The sequence below is a fragment of the Thermanaerothrix sp. genome (genome assembly GCA_026417795.1).
GTDB lineage: Bacteria > Synergistota > Synergistia > Synergistales > Synergistaceae > Thermanaerovibrio.
The window spans coordinates 1-18262 of the sequence record JAOACP010000005.1; the positions used below are offsets into that span (position 1 = coordinate 1).

Here is an 18262-nt window from a genome sequence, read left to right on the forward strand (position 1 = left end):
CCTTGAGCCTGACACAAAGGAAAGATCCACATCAGGATGCTCCTCCTTAAGCCAAGCTCCAAAGGCTATTGCGGGCCATATGTGTCCTCCGGTTCCGCCAGCAACTATCATGACTCGTCTTATTCTCAAGCCAATCCCCTCTTCTGCGATGCCCCTGCGCTGCATATCCCTACCACCATACCAAGCCTAAACCACATCATAACCAACGATGTGCCGCCGTAACTCAAAAATGGCAACGGCATGCCGGTAAGAGGCATCATCTTTGTAACCCCCCCTACGTTAACAAAGAAGGGGGTAATTATGGTCAGCACCATGGCCCAAAGCATGGAGGCCATGAGGTCGTCCTCCATCAAGAAGTAATGCCGCTTAACCCTCATGGCCCATATGAAGAAGAGGGCAAGCACCCCCATGGTGCCCACTAGCCCCATCTCCTCCCCAAGGGCGGCAAATATGAAATCGGTGTACGCCGCAGGTAGGTATTGGAGCTTTTGAAAGCCATGCCCTAGGCCTGTCCCCCAAAGCCCACCGTTGTTAAAGGCAATCAGCCCCTGAATAGCCTGAAAACCGGTGTCCAGCGGATCTTTCCACGGATCCCAAAATGCAACCACCCTCCTCATCCGGTAGGGCTCGGCCACTATAAGCAACACCAAGACCACTACCCCCCCCAAAGCAGATATAAGGGGAAACCTCCAACCATGGCGCTCCACAAAAATGCCCATTCCTATCGTAAATATGAGTATGGTGGTCCCGAGGTCTGGCTGCAGCAAAAGCGGCACAGCAGATATTAAGATAAGGGACATCAAAACAGCGAAGGACTTTATTTCATCCCTGTCGTGTTTATACAACATCTTGGTAAGGTGAATAGAAAAAAAGAGATACAAAGCTTCCCCTGGTTGAAAAGACAAGCCGGCGATTCTAAGCCATCTTCTTGCGCCACCTATGGTGGCCCCTATGCCGGGAAGGAGGGTACAGAACACCAAAAATATGGAAACAACCCAAAGAACGCCGCTTGCACGAACCCACATTCTAAAGGGCACCCTCCAACCTACCAGGAACCCCGCTAAGCCAATCAGCATCCATTGAAACTGCTTCACACCAACCCAGAAAGGTGATCCGCTATCCCCAAATATCTTAGGGGTAGTGGTGGAGGTTATCACCAATATACCAAGACCGTTCAATAGAAGCGGGATCAACCACATAAGGACGTCGGGTCTGGCATCCCTATAATCGTCGTGCCCCTGTGAAGCCAAAAGCGATCCTCCTGCTCGGGACAATTTATATCACCCCGCAAAACATTCAATTTAAGCTAAACAAGGGATGCCACCAAACGCTTAAAATGATCTCCACGCTCCTTGTAGCTTGAATATTGATCCCAGCTGGTGCATGCGGGAGAGAGGAGCACCATGTCATCGGGTTTTGCCACCTCATAGGCTTTTTTTACCGCGTCCTCCAGGTCGGCAACATATGTCCATTTGGAGAAACCTGCCCCAGAGAGAGCATCTCCAATGGCCATGCCCTCCTCTCCATATAAAACCGCATAAGAACACTCTTCCAAAACCGCCTTGGCAAGCAGATCATAAGTTTCCCCCTTGCCGCGGCCGCCGAGGAGTATTATCTTCCTTCCTTTGCCAGGGCACTTTAAACTCTTTAGAGCAGTAACAGTGGCAGCCACGTTCGTACCCTTAGAGTCATCCACAAATACAACGCCATTAACCACCCCTACGGGTTCACAACGATGGGGTGGAGATTTAAAGGTAGACATGCCTGCCTCGTCTCCAGATACAGGACGTCGCAGGAACATCGTAACAGAGGCCAAAGCCATGGCAGCGTTCTCAAGATTGTGCTTGCCCAGCAGCTTAATTTGTTCAAACCGGAAAAGCCTTATTGCGCCACCCTCAAGGATCATCTTGGCTTCCTTGGCCTCATCATCCAAATATATGCTTCCATCCTCAAGGCTTCCATCCTCAAGGCCGTCGCCCCATGCCAAGGTCAGCATCCTATGCGAAAAATCCGATGCCCTCAATACATCCACATCCGAACGCTGTATCACGGAGAAACCGGAGGGCATGGTCCTCTCCATGGCCCTTCTCTTGGATGCCACGTAATTTTCAAATGACCCGTGCCAATCTATGTGATCCGGCGCTATGTTTGTTATCACGCTTCCTGCAAAAGCAGCCCTGGAGCACCAGAAGAGCTGAAAACTGCTCACCTCTGCAGCCACAACCTGGGAATCGGAGAAGTCTAAGGGGACCCTCGCAATCGGATTGCCTATGTTGCCCGCGATGATCCCCCTAACGCCCAACGAGGCAAATATGTGCCCCAACATGCCGGTGGTGGTGGTCTTCCCGTTGCTACCTGTTACCGCGATAACCGGGGCATTCAAAAATGGGGCCACAAAGTCCAGCTCTCCAATTATAGGGATCCCCCTGTCCCTGGCATGGGAAAGCACCGGTGAAGAGGGGGCTATCCCTGAACTTAAGACCAACGCATCGGCATCAAAAAGTCTCTCGGTGTGCCCTCCCTCCTCAAATGCGATACCCATGTCCTTGACCTCAGACAGCCAGCCTTCCTTTATCTTGGCGGAATCAGAAAGGAAAACCCTTGCACCCGCCTCTTTGGCGAGCCTCGCCAAGGCTACCCCGCTCAGCCCGCCTCCTATTATGGTTACGGCTTTTCCCGCCCAATGACTGCTAAGACCCTTCAACTCAAAACGCCTCCCCCAAAGCAGCAGCGATCACCAGCAAAAGCACCATACCCAATATATGGGTCAACCAAAACCTGGCCACTATCCTGGTCTCGGGCCATCCAATCAACTCAAAGTGGTGGTGAATAGGGCTCATCTTGAAGACCTTCCGGCCAAACCCTCTTATCGCGACTATCTGAATTGCCACAGAAAAAATCTCAACCCCAAAGAGAAACCCCATCGGCAACAAAAGCCACAGTCTGCCTGATATGACCCCCAACACCAAGAGAGCTCCTGCTAGGAAGTGAGCCCCCCCATCTCCCATGAAGACCCGGGCGGGGTAAGAGTTGTGCCAAAGAAAGGCAAGACAAACAGCGAGCAACGCAACCGCAAAGGCAAGTCCCATGGGGTTACCCAATAAAAACGGCGTAAAACCCAGCACCGATATAGCCATGGTCCCCGCCGCAAGCCCGTCCAGGCCATCGGTAACGTTAACCGCATTCTGAATGCCTACACTCAAGAAAAGAAGCAACGGGATGGCAAAATACTCCGCAACCCTCATCCCAGGCCAAAGGTAAATCCCTTCCGTCATGGATACCCAGGCACACCAGGGAATGGACAGGGCCACCTGCAGCCCAAGCTTTTGAAGGCTGGAAAGACCGTCCCCGGACCTTCTTATCACCTTAGCGTGGTCATCCAAGTAGCCAACCGCCGCAGCAAGAAGGGGTAGGGAGAACAAATTCCAAATATCCCTCCCATATAAATACAAAAGGGGAACGGCGCAAAGTGGGAACACCACCCCACCCATAGAAGGAGTCCCCACCTTTGCCACATGTCCCTCTGGACCATATTCCTTGACGTTCTGCTTTATCTTAAGATGCACCATAAACCTCACCCAGAGCTCTTGGGAAAACACCTGGGAAAGGAAGGTCAAGATGAAGACCAACAAAAGGACCGCTATGGACGCATCTCTGAACGACAACGCTCCTTCACCGTTCATCACAAAGCCCCTTGGAGTTAACCTTAACAAAACCGTCAAGCCCATAGCCCCTGGATCCTTTGATCAGGGTTATGGTATCCTCTCCCAAGTCAAGCGGAAGCTCCAGAACGTCATCCAAACCGTCCACCAAAACCGCAAAGTCGGGGAGTCCCGACCTGGGCCACTCCTTACCTACCAGGACAAGCTTTTGTATCCCCTTAAGTGCCCGCAGTTTATCCACGATTACGGCATGCCAATGGTCAGATTCCATCCCTAATTCCAACATGCCCCCTAAGACTGCCTGGGGACGCAGGCCTCCCTTTTGAGCCAGCTCCATCAAATTGTCTATGGCAGCCCCCATGGAGGCTGGATTTGCGTTATAGGATTCGTCGATCATCCATCCTCCATCGCTTGTCCTAACGACGTTGCCTCTACCAGGGAAGGGAGCCAAGCAACGGGCTGCCTCAAGGAAAGAAACCTCTCCCCCGTTTCGTCTTGCCATAATCCAAGCAAAGGCCAAAGAGTAGGCATTATGGAGAAGCCATAACCCAGAGGATATTTCTACCCTTGCGCCACCATGGGAAGCCACCATAAAGAGCCTGGGGCCCTCTGGCGACCACAGGACCTCACGGTGTTCAATCCTTACGTCGCCCCTCACGACACCTACCGATAACGTTTCTAAACCGCCCATTCCTCCCCCTTGGTCAGCCAGGGCATTCCACAACAAGTCGTTATCGGCGTTATAAGACAAAAACTCACCCCTGGAGGACTCCAATATCTCCAGCTTAGCTTTTAAAACTCCCTCAATGCTTCCCAACCCCTCCAAGTGGGCAGGGCGAACCTCCGTTATTATCATGTCGTTAGGGGGGAACACACTGACAAGGGAGGATATCTCTCCAAAACTACTGGTGCCGTACTCAAGGACCAGGAATCTGCACCCCTTGGGCATGGATAAAACGGTCAGGGACGACCCTATCATGGTGTTGTAGCTCTTGGGAGCACTGTGCACAGTCCCTACACCCCTCATTGCGGCCAACAGTACCTCCCGGGTGGTGGTCTTGCCAACCGATCCAGTGACCCCCATGACCCTTGGGGATACCCTGTCAAGCCACTCCCTGGCTGCAAGGGCCAAAGCCTTCTCGGTATCATCAACCGCAACTACGCTGCATCCCACGGGAACTTCCAGGCTATCAAGCTTTGACCGCTTCACCAGAGCACACGCCGCCCCACGCTGAAACGCCTGAGACACATAGCCATGCCCATCGGTTCTATTCCCTTCGATTGCAACGAATAAATCTCCCCTGCTCACATCCCTGCTGTCAATTGAAATACCTCTGGGTAGAGGTCCATCAGCCCCCACCAGGGTTCCTCCAGATAGCCTCACTACATCTCCAAGGGTAAGAAAATCCTCAGCGGACATAAAAATCAAATCCCCTGTCTTTGTAAAGATTTATATGGAAAGATCACTCGCCTCTCCCGTGGAATACCAAGAAAAGACAAAACGCCCTTAAACATTCCACTCCAGGGGGCTAAAGTGCTTCCTTCCCCAATTAATCACTTCCAACCGATCTTCGAAGGGCTCCTTACGATCCGCAAAGATCAGGAACCTCTCCGGCCCCTTGCCGGTTATGGCCACCAAATCACCAGGAGCGGCGTTATCCATGGCAAACCGTATGGCCTCCGAACGGTTTATTATAACCCAATGGGCAAATCCTTCCCTTGGGCTTGCCATTCCAGATTCTATCTGTCGCGCTATCTCCTCGGGATCCTCGCTCCTTGGATTGTCCATAGTGATAACCACCCTGTCAGCCAAGGAAGAGGCAACTCCTCCCAGTTTGGGCCTATGTTCCCTGCTCCTCTCACCCCCGTGACCAAATACCGCCCAGAGTTTCCCGACACAGACCTTCCTAAGGGCTGTCAAAACCTTCTCCAAACCATCCGGCGTATGGGCGTAATCAATCACCGCCACCACCCTATTAGGGAACCGGTAGGTCTCCAATCTGCCAGGCACCTGAGGCATTGATGCAATGCCATCTCTTATAGAGGAAGGATCTATGCCCATGGAGGCGCAAAGGGCGATAGCCCCCATGGCATTCTCGGCGTTGTACTCCCCTATAAGGGGCACGGAAAGCTTTTGAACGAACACCTTTCCCTGGGGATCAAAGACATCCAACGTCATGCCATCAAGGCCATAGGACATCACCCGGCCGCACCAAGCACCAACCTGAGGAAGCTCTTGTCCCCCTATCACGGCATAACCCACCATGTTGCCGCCATACTCGTCTAGAAGCCGCTTGCCCCACGGATCGGATGCATTCGAAGCCCCCACCCAGCCATCTTTCATGTAATGGCGGAAAAGCTTCCTCTTCGCATCGAAATAAGAGTCTATACTTCCGTGAAAGTCCAGGTGCTCAGGGGTAAGGTTTGTAAAAACCGCCCCATCAAAAAGGCACCCCTCCAGCCTCCCCTGCTCCAGCCCATGGGAGGAGGCCTCCATAACGCAGGCGCCGCAACCGTTATCCCTCATCCTTTTAAGGAACATCTGGATGCCGCTGCCCTCAGGAGTTGTCCTATCGGCATATTCAAATGAGATGCCATCACAGTAAAATATGGTTCCCAAGAGGCCAGTTTTTATGCCTGCCGCATCGAATATCGACCTTATCATGTACGTGGTGGTGGTTTTCCCGTTGGTGCCTGTCACTCCGATCATCTTGATCTGCTTAGAGGGCCAACCGTACAACACGGCCCCCAGCCTACCCATGAAGGACCTTGGGTTTGAAGAAACCACCTGGGGGACTTGTACATCTTCAACGGGGTTTTTCACACATAACGCCACCGCTCCTGATCTTACTGCGTCCTTCGCAAACCCGTGACCGTCATGCTTGCTGCCTCTTACGCAAACAAATATAGACCCATCTCTTACGCTGTAGGTGTCCGACACCACATCGCGTACTTCCAAGTCCAGAAAGGACTCATCTTTTACAATTAAGGATACAAAACCCGGCTCTTTTTTTATTAAATCCAACAACTCCCTAAGCTTCACCACATATCACCTGCCTCAGGTAGTTTCGTCATTTTTCCCCTTTGCCGTGCCAACTTCTTTCTTGTTGTTTTTAGCATGTGGCAACCTCAGAGATCAGAGTTCAAGCCATTACAAGACAGACCTTATCCCCGCCTCCGGGGGTGGTGTGCCTATTTCTTAAAACTCAAAGAGCCAAAGCACGCCCATATTTAAGAAATCGAATGATCACCTTGAGTTTTTATCTTTTGGTAGGAGGGATATGGCCTCAACTATGTTCTTAAAAACCGGAGCTGCAAGTTCCCCTCCGTAGAATCGCCCTCCTTTGGGTTCTCCTATTACCACCAGCAATACGTATTTGGGTTTCCTATAGGGCCAAAAACCGACGAAGGACGCCACATAGCGCCCCTTTGTATATGTACCTCCTGCAGCTACCTGAGCAGTTCCGGTCTTCCCTGCCACCGCTTCAAGGGGGGTATCAGCCCCCTTGCCAGTACCGGACTTGACGACTTCCCTCATGCTCTCCCTAAGGTAAGCGGCAACCCCGGGGGAGAACACGGCGGATTTTGGAGTGCTCTTGCCCCGGTATATCACATTTCCCTTGTCATCCCTAACCTCTCTTACCACGTAAGGCTTAAGCAGGTGACCCCCGTTGGCAATGGCGGCTATGGCGGAAACAAGCTGGATTGGGGTAACCCCTACCCCCTGGCCTATGGCCACGTTTGCAGGAACAACCCCTAGCCACCTCTCAGGGGGTTGCATAAGCCCCGCCTCCTCGCCAGCTAAATCTATCCCGGTTCTCTGACCAAAGCCCAAGGACCTAAGGCCCTGGTAAAATCGGAACACGTGAAACCTAACCCCTATCAGCGCCATACCAACGTTACATGAGTTGACCAATATCTTTTGTGGATCCTCTATGCCATGTCCACCCCTCTTGACGTCCCTTATAATATGGTCAGCTATCTTAACGCTACCGGAGCAAGAAAACCTGTCAGCAACGCTTACCAACCCCTCCTCCATGGCAAGGCCCATAACTAAAGGCTTAAAGGTTGACCCAGGCTCATAGACCCTGGATATAACGTTGTTGCGCAAAGCCTCCTGGTTGGAAAATGACCCCCTGTCATTGGGATCAAACGTGGGGTAACTGGCCAAACCAATTATTGAGCCATCGTTAGGATCCATACAAACTGCAGCTCCCCAGGCAGCGTTTGCATCTTTAACTCCCACCATCAGATTTTCCTCTAGTATCTGCTGTATCCTTGAATCTATCGAAAGATATATGTTTCCCGCCCCAACGTAGTCTTCGTCGGAGCTGTTTCCCACTATGTCCAGAAGCTTGCCCTTGGCATCCCTGGCAAGCAGCCGAGTCTGCTGGGGAGAAAACAAGATGTTGTTCCAAGCCCTCTCTATCCCCGCCAGCCCGTTATCATCAACATCGCAGAAACCTAACACATGAGCTCCAAGGTGCCCATGAGGATATACCCTGGCGCTCTCCCTTATGGGAAAAAGCCCAGGAATTTCCTTGGAAAGATACGCATGGGCCAACGATTGATCCACCTTTCGCCTAACCCATACGAACCTCCCCTGAAGAGATCGCTGGAAACGAACAAGGTCCTTCTGATCCACCAGCCCATTAAGCATGGACGCGTTGGCAGGATCCCAATAGAGCGGGTCTATAAAGAAACTCTCAGATGGGACAGAAAGGGCCAGCGGGATGCCATTCCTATCGAATATCCCACCCCTGGAAGTGCTTATTGGCACCTGAGCCCAATATTGTTTTGAAGCTTGAGACGAAACTCTAGGGTCCGGAAACAGATGAACCCTAACCAGGTTAACCGCCACCACCAGAAAGGCGGCCGCCAGAGCTATCCACTGGCTGTGCCGCCTGGGGTATCCGGATCTGCTACTCTTGGGCATGGGCCTCTCCTGCCATCTCGAAGACCGTAGGGGGCGACGGCGAACGCCTTTCTGCCCTACATCCCCCGACGTTTACTGGATCTTGTGAATCATCCCCAACAAGCCCATATCCCACGTCCCCTCCTACAAGCCTTACCACTTGAAAGGAGCTGCGGGGTTTCATCCCCAACCGATTTTTAGCGCTCACATATATCCTTTCTGGGGATAGCATGGAAGCCATCTTTATTTCCAACTGGACCCTTCGGCTCATCTCGGCCTCTATCCTGGAATTTATGTCCGACAGTCGGTACTCTAAGTAAAGGGAATAAAGCCTAACCCCCCCAAGGGATACGGCAAAAAACACCATGACCACCACGGCCACAAGACATGCGGGGCTTATCCGCTGGGGGCTCTCATGTTTAGGGATAGACACCTAAGACACCTCCTCCTCTCACCTATGAACTCAACTCCTTAAGATGCGAACGTAAAACACCTTACCTTTGCGCTCCTAGACCTGCGGTTAACCTCCAACTCCTCTTCCGACGGCACAAGCGGCTTGGAGTTCACGGGCCTTCCCAATCCCGCCTCAAGCCAGCTCCTCATGCTACGCTTGACCATCCTGTCCTCCAGGGAATGGTAGGTTATAAAGATTACCTTGCCCCCCCGTCTCGTTATCTGAGGAAGCTGATCAAGCAGGTTTTCAAGGGCACCCATCTCATCGTTAACCTGAATCCGCAGGGCCTGGAATATACGTCTGGCCGGATGCCCCTTCATCTTCCTCTGAGCTGGGGCCGGGATGGCGGATCTTATGACCTCCACCAGCTCCTCGCAGGTCCTTATGGGGCCGTCCTTCTCCCTGCGCCTGCATATGCCTCTGGCCACCTGAAAAGCAAAGGGATCTTCGCCATAGCGCCTAAAGAGCATGGTCAACTCCGCCGGAGACCATGTGTTGACAATGTCAGCCGCAGTCAGGGAAGAACAAACCCTCCCCATATCCATCCTCATGTCAAGGGGCCCGTTGTAATTAAAAGAAAACCCCCTTTCCGGAGAATCCACCTGAAGCGAAGATATGCCCAGGTCAAAGAGGAAAACTTGCGCGCTATCGAAGCCAGACTCTGAAAGTATGGACTTTATATCGCGAAAGTTGCCCAACGCAAAACGAACCCTATCCTTGAAAACAGACAGCCTATCCTTAGCTATGGCCAATATGGACTCATCCTGATCTATGCCAAGCACAAAAGCGTTGGGGCAGTTCTCCAGTATGGCCATAGTATGCCCCCCAGCCCCTAAAGTTCCATCCACCACCAGCTCCACATCCTCAAAGGGGCTGAGCATAGAAAGCACCTCGTTTAACATCACTGGGACATGCACCATTTAAAGCCCTTCAACCCCTTCCACTATGGCGGGAAGCTCCGATATTATTTGCGACCTCCTGGCTCCCCATAAGTCTCTATCCCAAATCTCCACGTGATCCCCAACTCCTATTACAGATATCTCCCTGTTCAGCGAAGCGTGTTCCCTAAGAAAGGAAGGTATAAGCACCCGCCCCATTGGATCCACTTCTATTTCCACAGCAGAAGCCATAAGAAGCCTTTTTACATCCCTGCAACCCGCCTTGGCAGACGATAGGGAGCTAAGCCTTTCAAAAAACGATCTCCAACCCTGAAGCCCATACACAGATACGCAGGAATCTATTCCCACCGTGGCAATAAGACGATCCCCAAGTTCATCTCTGAACCTGGAGGGAAGGACAAGACGCCCTTTTGAATCCATCCGGTGATCATAGGTCCCCACCAACAAACCGCTACCATCCCCTTTAAACCACTTACTACCACTTTTTACCACCAAAGCCGAGACAAATAAAGGCAGGGCCCAAAACCAATATGAGGCTTTGGGCCCATTTGAAATAATACTTTAGGCGCAGAAAATTATAAGCGGGTCCTTGGGGAGCACCCCGTAAGCCGGGTTTTGTCTAAGCCCAGTCATTTCTCTGACGCACTCCTTGCGGAGGCGTTCAAGCGGCCGTACCCGGGGGTCCGCGGGCCACGTCATCCCCCCCTATTCGGCCTTGCTCCGGATGGGGCTTGCCAAGCCCGACGGTCACCCGTCGGCTGGTGGGCTCTTACCCCGCCTTTTCACCCTTACCCCAGTTAAGGGGCGGTATCTTTTCTGTGGCGCTATCCTTGAGCTCGCGCTCACTGGAATTTCTCCAGCATCCTGCCCTGTGGAGCCCGGACTTTCCTCTGCCATAAGACAGCGACTGGATGTGGTACTCCCCAAGCCAGCAAAGTTTATTACACATTACATTGGATGTCCATAGCGACGGACAGCGTTCGTTGTTCATTGAAACATGACAAATAATGTCCTGTTGCTACACAACCTCATGCTAAGTAAAATATCCGCAACGGAGGCCACAGAACACTTCACAAGAAAGGGGTTGTTCGCCATATCTATCGACGAAAGACCTTATCCTGCCCCTCCAGAGTATGAAACCTTCAAGAAAAAGGTTCAAGATCTAACCGGCGTTGACTTGAATGCTTACAAATATCAGATCCACCGACGGGTTCATATGCTTATGCAACGGTGGGGGGTCAGATCGTACGACGAATATTTCAACATGATGGCCTCCAGGGAAGATAAGCTCAGGGAATTTCTGGACTACTTAACCATCAACGTATCGGAGTTCTTCAGAAATCCAGCCAGATGGTGGGATCTTAGGGACAAGGTTCTACCATCGATATTCAGTGAAACGGGGCAAAAAAAGGTTAAACTCTGGAGCGCTGGATGCGCCACAGGGGAAGAGCCATATTCCCTAGCAATTCTTTCCATTGAGACAGGAGTCATAAACCCACAGCCGGTCTTGGCCAGCGACATCGATCGGGGAGCTATAGCCATAGCTCAGAGGGGGATATATCAAAAACGACAGCTCCTGAACGCCCCTCCCGATTGGCTGAAAAAATACTTTATCGAAATAGATTCAAACACCGTTCAGATCAAACAGGAGGTAAAGGACAGGGTAGTCTTCAAACAGCAGAACCTCATAAAGGATCAGTTCGACAAGAACTTCGACGTCATCCTCTGTAGGAACGTGGTGATATATTTCTCCCCGGAGACGAAGAGCCTCCTATACAGGAAGTTCTTTGAGGCTCTTCGTCCCGGTGGCTATCTGATGACAGGGTCTACCGAGCAGATCTTCGATTACAAGAACATTGGCTTCGAATCCGCAGGGCCATTCCTTTACCGCAGACCCTTGTAGCGGGAAGATAGTTCCACGTAGGAGGAGGACAGGAATGCCAGTTTCTCCCTGTCCTTCTCCCTTACCTCCCTTACCACCTTGCCGGGAATACCCATTACCACGCTGCCAGGCGGAATCTGAGCCCCCTCTGGGACTATGGCCCCTGCAGCTATGACAGAACCTTCACCAACCACAGCACCATCCAAAACAGTGGCCCGCATGGCTATCAGACAACCCCTCTTTATGGTACAGCCATGCAGTATGGCACCATGGCCCACCGTAACGTCCTCTTCAACCACCACGGGCAGTTGATCGGTTACATGAACTATACAACCGTCCTGTATGTTAGACCTGTCCCCTATCTCTATGCGGTTAAGGTCACCCCTTAAAACCGCATGATGCCATACGCTGGCCCCCTTGCCAACCTTAACCTTCCCTATAAGACACGCAGTGGGAGCCACAAAGGAATCCTCGTCCACCTCCGGCATTACCCCATCAAAGGGCAACAGATTCTGAGCGTTCATGATGATTATCCCTCCGTTAAAAATAATAATTACAAGGGCGTGCCCCATGGGGGAACCCCCCAAGGCACGCCCTAAAGGGATAAGATTAGTGGGATCGCACTATCTCCTTGATCCTCATAAGCCGCCCCAGGGTAGCCCTCTCCATCTCATCCAACTTCATGGATATGTTCTTTATGGTCTCTATGAAGCTGGGGATCAGGACGTACTCCAGTGCGTTCACCCGCCGCCTGGTCTTTTCTATCTCCTTGGCCATGAGCCGTAAAGCCTTCTCCTCAGCGGCCAATCGAACCAGTTTAGGCAGCAGGGACTCGAACTTCTCCAGGGTAACATCCAAGCTTCCAGAAGAGGTTAGAAGACCGTAGGTAAGCCCCACCGCACGCTCAGAGAGAGTGTATAGCGGTATGCTCACGCTCATAACGTTCTTCCTTTTCTCTTCAACCCCCAGCCCACCACTGGATAACAAAAGGGCCTGCTCCAGCAAGGACGGAAGGGATTGAGACCTTGCCAGGAGGAAGCTCTGGTAGCAAACCCTCAGTTCCCCCTCAACCTCCTCCCGGAGGTTTTTGAGATCCCTCGCCCTCTGAAGGAACTCCTTTATAAGGGCATCCTGTTTATCCTTAAGCAGCTTATGCCCTCTTTTGGCCACCACCAGGCGTTTTTTCAGCCTGGAGAGCTCCATCCGGTTGGGGTTTACGTTTAAAGCCTTGGCCATGGGAAGGCCCCCTTAAACTCCCTGCCCAACTTGCTCTTTCTTACCCTTTTCCGCAAGTATTGGGTTCAGGTACTTCTCAATGTAAGCATCCCTGACTCGCTTAAGCTCTTTGACCGGTATCATGGACAGAAGCTCCCACCCAAGGGCCAACGTACCTTCTATGGTCCTGTTCTCATACTCACCCTGTCTCACATACCTATCCTCAAAGGCATCGGCAAACTTGGCAAAGGCTTTGTCCTCTTCGGTAAGAGCTCCTTCGCCCAGTATAACCGCCAGTTCCTTGGCTTCCTTGCCCCTTGCGTAGGCGGCAAAAAGCTGGTTCATCAGGTCCGCATGATCTTCCCGGGTCTTACCTTTACCTATTCCCTTGTCCTTAAGACGGGATAGAGAGGGCATAACGTCCACAGGGGGATATATTCCCTTCCGGTGTAGCCCCCTGCTCAATATTATCTGCCCCTCGGTTATGTAACCGGTGAGGTCCGGAATCGGGTGGGTCTTATCATCCTCCGGCATCGTAAGGATCGGGAGCTGCGTTATCGATCCAGACTTACCGCGCAGACGCCCCGCCCTCTCGTACATGGTGGCAAGGTCTGTATAGAGATATCCAGGGTAACCTCTCCGACCCGGGACCTCCTTACGAGCCGCTGATATCTCTCTAAGAGCCTCACAATAGTTGGTCAAGTCCGTAAGGATGACCAGCACGTGCATGTTTTTCTCAAATGCCAGATACTCCGCACACGTAAGGGCTAGACGGGGAGTGGTTATTCGCTCTATGGCCGGGTCGTCCGCCAGGTTGACGAACATAACCGTTCTCTCGATGGCCCCAGTCTTACGGAAGTCATCCATGAAGAACGTGGCCTCTTCAAAGGTTATGCCCATTGCGGCGAAAACCACCGCGAACGCCTCATGACCGCTGATAACAGTGGCCTGACGGGCTATCTGGGCGGCCATCCGGTTGTGAGGAAGCCCACTGCCGGAGAATATGGGAAGCTTCTGGCCTCTAACCAGAGGATTCATGCCGTCTATGGTGGATATGCCGGTCTGGATGAATTCCGACGGATAGTCCCTGGAATAAGGGTTCATGGGGAACCCGTTTATGTCCAGAGATGCTTCGGGTATTATGGGCGCTCCCCCATCTATGGGCTCTCCACGACCATTGAATATACGCCCCAGCATCTGGCCGCTCACCGGAAGGGTAAGCACCTTACCAAGGAACCTCACTTTGGTGCTCTCCGTGTCAATGCCGGTGGTTCCCTCAAAGACCTGGACCAACGCCTTATCAGTGGTTATCTCCAAAACCCTTCCGCGGCGCTTTTCACCATTGGATAGGGATATCTCCACTAGCTCATCGTAGCGGACATCCTGGACCTTCTCCACCACCAACAGAGGCCCAGAGAGGTCGGAGATGGTGCGATACTCCTTAGGCAACATCCTCATCACCTCCATTGGCAGTAAGCTGTCCCAAAACTTCCTTTATCCTATCCTCCAGCTCGTCCAGCTTAGCAAGCTCCTTCTCATCCAGGTACCTCATCCTTGCGATCTCCTCCCTTATCGGGAGCTCCAACACATCCTTGAGAAGGGCCCCCCGCCTTAGAACCTCCATGGCAAGGTGGTGGAACGTCAGGATATTCCTTAGCATCTTGAACTGCTTATCCATTGAGGCATAGGTATCTATCTCATGGAAGGCGTTCTGATGCAGGAAGTCCTCTCTCAGAGACTTAGCGGTCTCCAAAGTCATGCGCTCTTCCTTAGAGAGGGAATCTATACCTACAAGTCTTACGATCTCCTTTAGCCTGTCCTCATCCTCCAGGATACCCATTGCCTCGGTCCTGTAGGAGCTCCACTCTCCATCGTAGAGGTTGTCCCAATACTCTCCAAGCTTTTCGGCATACAAGGAGTAACTGGTAAGCCAGTTTATGGCAGGGAAGTGCCGCTGATATGCCAGGTTCGCATCAAGCCCCCAGAACACCTTAGTAACTCGGAGGGTATTTTGGGTGACGGGCTCCGACAGGTCTCCGCCAGGAGGCGAGACTGCGCCTATTATGGACACGGCCCCTTCCCTTCCATCATTGCCAAGGCATATGGCCCTGCCCGCCCTCTCGTAGAAAGACGCAAGACGGGTGCCCAAATAAGCAGGATACCCTTCTTCGCCGGGCATTTCCTCCAACCGGCCCGATATTTCACGAAGGGCCTCCGCCCAACGGCTGGTGGAATCCGCCATGAGAGCCACCGAGTATCCCATATCCCTGTAATACTCCGCTATGGTTATACCGGTGTATATCGAAGCCTCTCGAGCCGCCACGGGCATGTTGGAAGTATTGGCTATGAGCACCGTCCGCTTCATCAGAGGCTGTCCAGAGCGCGGGTCCTCAAGTTCAGGGAACTCAAGGAGCACGTCGGTCATCTCGTTGCCACGCTCCCCGCAGCCTATGTAGACCACTATCTCGGCATCAGCCCACTTGGCGAGCTGGTGCTGGATCACGGTCTTACCGGATCCGAAGGGCCCCGGCACGCAGGCAGTACCTCCCCGGGCTATTGGGAAGAGGGTATCCACCACCCTCTGGCCGGTGCTGAGCGGCGTGTCCGGCGGAAGCCGCTTGGCCACTGGCCTAGGGATTCGGACAGGCCAACGCTGGAGCATCTTAACCTCCACATCCCCATCGTCGGTCCCTATTACCGCGATGACCTCTTCTACAGTAAAGTCTCCGCCCTTTATGGACACAAGCTTTCCAGAAACTCCATAGGGGACCAGTATGCGGTGCTCTACCAATACCGTCTCCTTCACGATGCCCAAAACATCCCCGGCTTCCACGTGGTCGCCCTCTTTGGCCTTTGGCTCAAAGGTCCAGCGCTTGTCCCGGCTTATGGCAGGCACTGCTATGCCTCTGGATATGTAGGGACTCTTAGCAACCTCTTCTATGCTGTTCAGCGGGCGCTGAACCCCGTCGTAAAACTGCTCTATGAGACCTGGACCAAGCTCCACGCTGAGGGGTTCCCCGGTGCTAACCACCGGCTCACCGGGCATGAGTCCAGAGGTCTCCTCATAGACCTGTATGGAGGCGGTATCCCCCTTAAGCTCTATTATTTCGCCCACAAGCCCCATGTTTCCAACCCTTACCACGTCGTACATGCACGCTCCGCCCATGCCGGAGGCCACGACGAGAGGGCCTGATATCTTAGATATATATCCTTTCACGGTCCTCTTCTCAGCCACTAATATCGCCCCCAGAAAACTTTTTTAAGGTGACCTATTGGACGGCGAATATGTCCATCCCCACCGCTCGTTCAACGCACTTGCGGACTGACTGCATCCCAAGGCCCATGGAGCCCCCTATACCAGGTATAGGTACCACCGTAAGGTCTTCGGTATCGTTTATCTCATCCAAGAACTCCCGATGGCTAGCGTAGACACGCTCGGTTACGAAGAGGATGGCAAAACCTCCGGTTCTAAAACGATGAACCGCATTGCGAACTTCCTCATCGTCCGCATCGGGAGAAACCACCACGGCATCCAAGCCTATGGCCTGGAAGGGGAGGACGCTTTCATAATCCCCTAGGGCCCCTATGCCCTTAAGGTTCCTATGGGTATCCATGGCGCAACAGCCTCCTAACCCTCTCCTTGTCATAGTTGGTAGCCTTGGAGACGAGGATAATCCTAACATTTTTGACCTCCATCTCCTTACCCCACAAGAAGGCAAGCACGTTCTCCGGAGCGTCTATGACGTACCTATACCTGTTCCAGTAGGCGGAGAAGTGATCATCCAAGGCCTTCTCAAGAAGCGGCATAGCCTCCTCTAGAGACATCTGATCCCCTATGGCACTGAAGAGCTGGCTGAAAGAGGTACAGTAAAGTACCCGGCTCCACGCGCCAACGGGCTCGCTAAGGAGACTAATGAGGTCCGACCGATCCAGTTTGCCCCCCGGATAGAGGAAGGGAAGTACCCTCTGGGAGTCGAAACCCATCCTCTTAAGGCGGAATAAGGTCCTCAGGTTTTCCCCGTCAACCCTTTCCTTAACCCAATCCGAAAGGCCCGCAAGAGAGGTCTCTTTCACCACCTCTTCCAGAATTTGGAAGTAGTACCTGTCGAGGAGGGACTCCACATCCATAGGGTCTCCGGTCTGTTCGAAGACGGAGAAACACCCATGGATCACCTCTCCCAGCCCCAAGGGGAGCATTCTGTAGTCATCGGACTCCACCGCCTCCAAAAGGTCATCCACCGGGACAGACCCCAGGGAGGTCATAAGATCCCACCTCTTCTTGCTGCCCCTCTTGCCCAGTATGGCGCTCTTTATAACCACCTTGACGTTATGGATGTCGTAGTAAAGCCGATTAACGTCCACCAACGCCACGTCCGGGACAAAACCTCTCACCTCAAGGTACGAATCAAGCAACGCCGACTCCAAGGCTTCGTCGAACCTATCCGCCCTCTGGGAGGACAGGAACTGCCCGTAGATGGTGTCGCCCAAAAGCTTAAGGGAGCTTTGCAGATCATCGCTCTCCACAAGCTTATTAATGAAAGAGGCATCCAGGAAACGATGTTCCATCGCGCGGAGGCGGGCAACTACGTATCCATAAGCCCCCTGGACAGCCATACGCACCACCTCCCAATCAGCGGTCGGCAAAGAGCTGCCTCACCACTTCTGATTCCCGGTCCTCCTGAAAAACCTTGAGCAGCATATCCCACGTGCAGTTGGTAACCACCCTACCCCGCTCAAGGAGAAAACCCCCCTTAACGGATGGATCCCTCTGGGGAGAAAGCTTTAAGGATTTTTGATGCTTTGAGTTAAACTCCTCCAGCCACTGTTCGGTGATGAGATCCTCGGAGGGCCCGACCACAACCGTTTCATCCCCATCTTCCACGGCACTGAGAAGCAGCTTCTCAATCAGTGCCTCCTTCTTGGTCTTGTCCATGGAGGACATGGCCTTAAATGCCTCATCGAAAACCATAGAGATGAGCCGCCTCTTGGCGTTAAGCATTTCCTTTTCAACATCAAGCCGGGCAACCGCCTCCCGGCGCTTTGAGATCTCCGGGGCCTCCTTGGCGAACTTCTCGTCGAAGGAGCGCCTTATCTCCTCCGCCTCGCGCTGGGCCTCCCTGCGTATCTCCTCCGCCTGTTCCCTCGCCCGCCTTAGAATGGCCTCCGCCTGTTCCTTAGCGTCAGCCTCTATTTTGGCCTTAATGTCCGCCAAAGCCATATCCGGAACCCTCTTCC

The 18262-nt window shown here is 52.8% G+C and carries 17 protein-coding genes and 1 other RNA gene; 1 reads left to right on the plus strand and 17 read right to left on the minus strand.

The genetic code is table 11. The annotated features are described in order from the left end of the window. Positions 1 to 125 precede the first annotated feature (125 nt). From N2315_01455 to rnpB, 10 genes are all read right to left on the minus strand, one after another. Complete coding sequence (locus N2315_01455; protein ID MCX7827861.1) at positions 126 to 1199, minus strand: FtsW/RodA/SpoVE family cell cycle protein; 1074 nt, start codon at positions 1197 to 1199, stop codon at positions 126 to 128. A 107-nt stretch (positions 1200 to 1306) separates the two neighbouring features. Next, the gene (murD, locus tag N2315_01460) at positions 1307 to 2704 is read right to left on the minus strand and encodes a UDP-N-acetylmuramoyl-L-alanine--D-glutamate ligase (protein ID MCX7827862.1); all 1398 of its coding nucleotides are present in this window, start codon (positions 2702 to 2704) and stop codon (positions 1307 to 1309) included. Position 2705: 1 nt separating this feature from the next. Next, positions 2706 to 3683: a phospho-N-acetylmuramoyl-pentapeptide-transferase gene (gene mraY, locus N2315_01465; protein ID MCX7827863.1), complete on the minus strand. Its 978-nt coding sequence runs from the start codon at positions 3681 to 3683 to the stop codon at positions 2706 to 2708. Next, a complete protein-coding gene (locus N2315_01470; GenBank protein ID MCX7827864.1) occupies positions 3673 to 5082 on the minus strand; it encodes a UDP-N-acetylmuramoyl-tripeptide--D-alanyl-D-alanine ligase in 1410 nt (469 codons plus the stop codon). Before N2315_01470 ends, mraY begins: the two co-directional genes overlap by 11 nt. A gap of 87 nt (positions 5083 to 5169) precedes the next feature. Next, the gene (locus N2315_01475; GenBank protein ID MCX7827865.1) at positions 5170 to 6621 is read right to left on the minus strand and encodes a UDP-N-acetylmuramoyl-L-alanyl-D-glutamate--2,6-diaminopimelate ligase; all 1452 of its coding nucleotides are present in this window, start codon (positions 6619 to 6621) and stop codon (positions 5170 to 5172) included. A gap of 288 nt (positions 6622 to 6909) precedes the next feature. Continuing rightward, complete coding sequence (locus N2315_01480) at positions 6910 to 8598, minus strand: penicillin-binding protein 2 (GenBank protein ID MCX7827866.1); 1689 nt, start codon at positions 8596 to 8598, stop codon at positions 6910 to 6912. Continuing rightward, positions 8585 to 9010: a hypothetical protein gene (locus N2315_01485; protein ID MCX7827867.1), complete on the minus strand. Its 426-nt coding sequence runs from the start codon at positions 9008 to 9010 to the stop codon at positions 8585 to 8587. The genes N2315_01480 and N2315_01485 overlap by 14 nt, the downstream gene beginning before the upstream one ends. Positions 9011 to 9048: 38 nt before the next feature. Further along, on the minus strand, positions 9049 to 9936 hold the full coding sequence (gene rsmH / locus N2315_01490) for a 16S rRNA (cytosine(1402)-N(4))-methyltransferase RsmH (protein MCX7827868.1): 888 nt from the start codon (positions 9934 to 9936) through the stop codon (positions 9049 to 9051). Between the two features lie 15 nt (positions 9937 to 9951). Beyond that, positions 9952 to 10371: a division/cell wall cluster transcriptional repressor MraZ gene (gene mraZ, locus N2315_01495; protein MCX7827869.1), complete on the minus strand. Its 420-nt coding sequence runs from the start codon at positions 10369 to 10371 to the stop codon at positions 9952 to 9954. A 148-nt stretch (positions 10372 to 10519) separates the two neighbouring features. Beyond that, an RNA gene (rnpB, locus tag N2315_01500) (RNase P RNA component class A) lies at positions 10520 to 10853 on the minus strand. Between the two features lie 107 nt (positions 10854 to 10960). On the opposite strand from rnpB, the gene N2315_01505 reads away from it, so the two are divergent. Further along, positions 10961 to 11833: a protein-glutamate O-methyltransferase CheR gene (locus tag N2315_01505; GenBank protein MCX7827870.1), complete on the plus strand. Its 873-nt coding sequence runs from the start codon at positions 10961 to 10963 to the stop codon at positions 11831 to 11833. Here N2315_01505 and N2315_01510 read toward each other — a convergent pair. The 7 genes from N2315_01510 to N2315_01540 all read right to left on the minus strand — a co-directional run bounded on the left by N2315_01510 (position 11815) and on the right by N2315_01540 (position 18245). Further along, positions 11815 to 12336: a gamma carbonic anhydrase family protein gene (locus N2315_01510; protein MCX7827871.1), complete on the minus strand. Its 522-nt coding sequence runs from the start codon at positions 12334 to 12336 to the stop codon at positions 11815 to 11817. The genes N2315_01505 and N2315_01510 overlap by 19 nt on opposite strands. 85 nt (positions 12337 to 12421) lie before the next feature. Continuing rightward, positions 12422 to 13048 carry a V-type ATP synthase subunit D gene (locus tag N2315_01515; protein ID MCX7827872.1) on the minus strand — a complete coding sequence of 209 codons (627 nt, stop codon included), beginning with the start codon at positions 13046 to 13048 and terminating at the stop codon, positions 12422 to 12424. Positions 13049 to 13060: 12 nt separating this feature from the next. Further along, entirely contained in the window at positions 13061 to 14494 is a 1434-nt protein-coding gene (locus tag N2315_01520) for a V-type ATP synthase subunit B (GenBank protein ID MCX7827873.1), read from the minus strand. Further along, complete coding sequence (locus N2315_01525) at positions 14469 to 16262, minus strand: V-type ATP synthase subunit A (GenBank protein MCX7827874.1); 1794 nt, start codon at positions 16260 to 16262, stop codon at positions 14469 to 14471. Before N2315_01525 ends, N2315_01520 begins: the two co-directional genes overlap by 26 nt. Before the next feature lie 34 nt (positions 16263 to 16296). Then, complete coding sequence (locus N2315_01530; GenBank protein ID MCX7827875.1) at positions 16297 to 16641, minus strand: hypothetical protein; 345 nt, start codon at positions 16639 to 16641, stop codon at positions 16297 to 16299. Next, positions 16628 to 17641 carry a V-type ATPase subunit gene (locus tag N2315_01535; protein ID MCX7827876.1) on the minus strand — a complete coding sequence of 338 codons (1014 nt, stop codon included), beginning with the start codon at positions 17639 to 17641 and terminating at the stop codon, positions 16628 to 16630. The genes N2315_01530 and N2315_01535 overlap by 14 nt, the downstream gene beginning before the upstream one ends. A gap of 16 nt (positions 17642 to 17657) precedes the next feature. Next, the gene (locus tag N2315_01540) at positions 17658 to 18245 is read right to left on the minus strand and encodes a V-type ATP synthase subunit E family protein (protein MCX7827877.1); all 588 of its coding nucleotides are present in this window, start codon (positions 18243 to 18245) and stop codon (positions 17658 to 17660) included. Positions 18246 to 18262 lie beyond the last annotated feature (17 nt).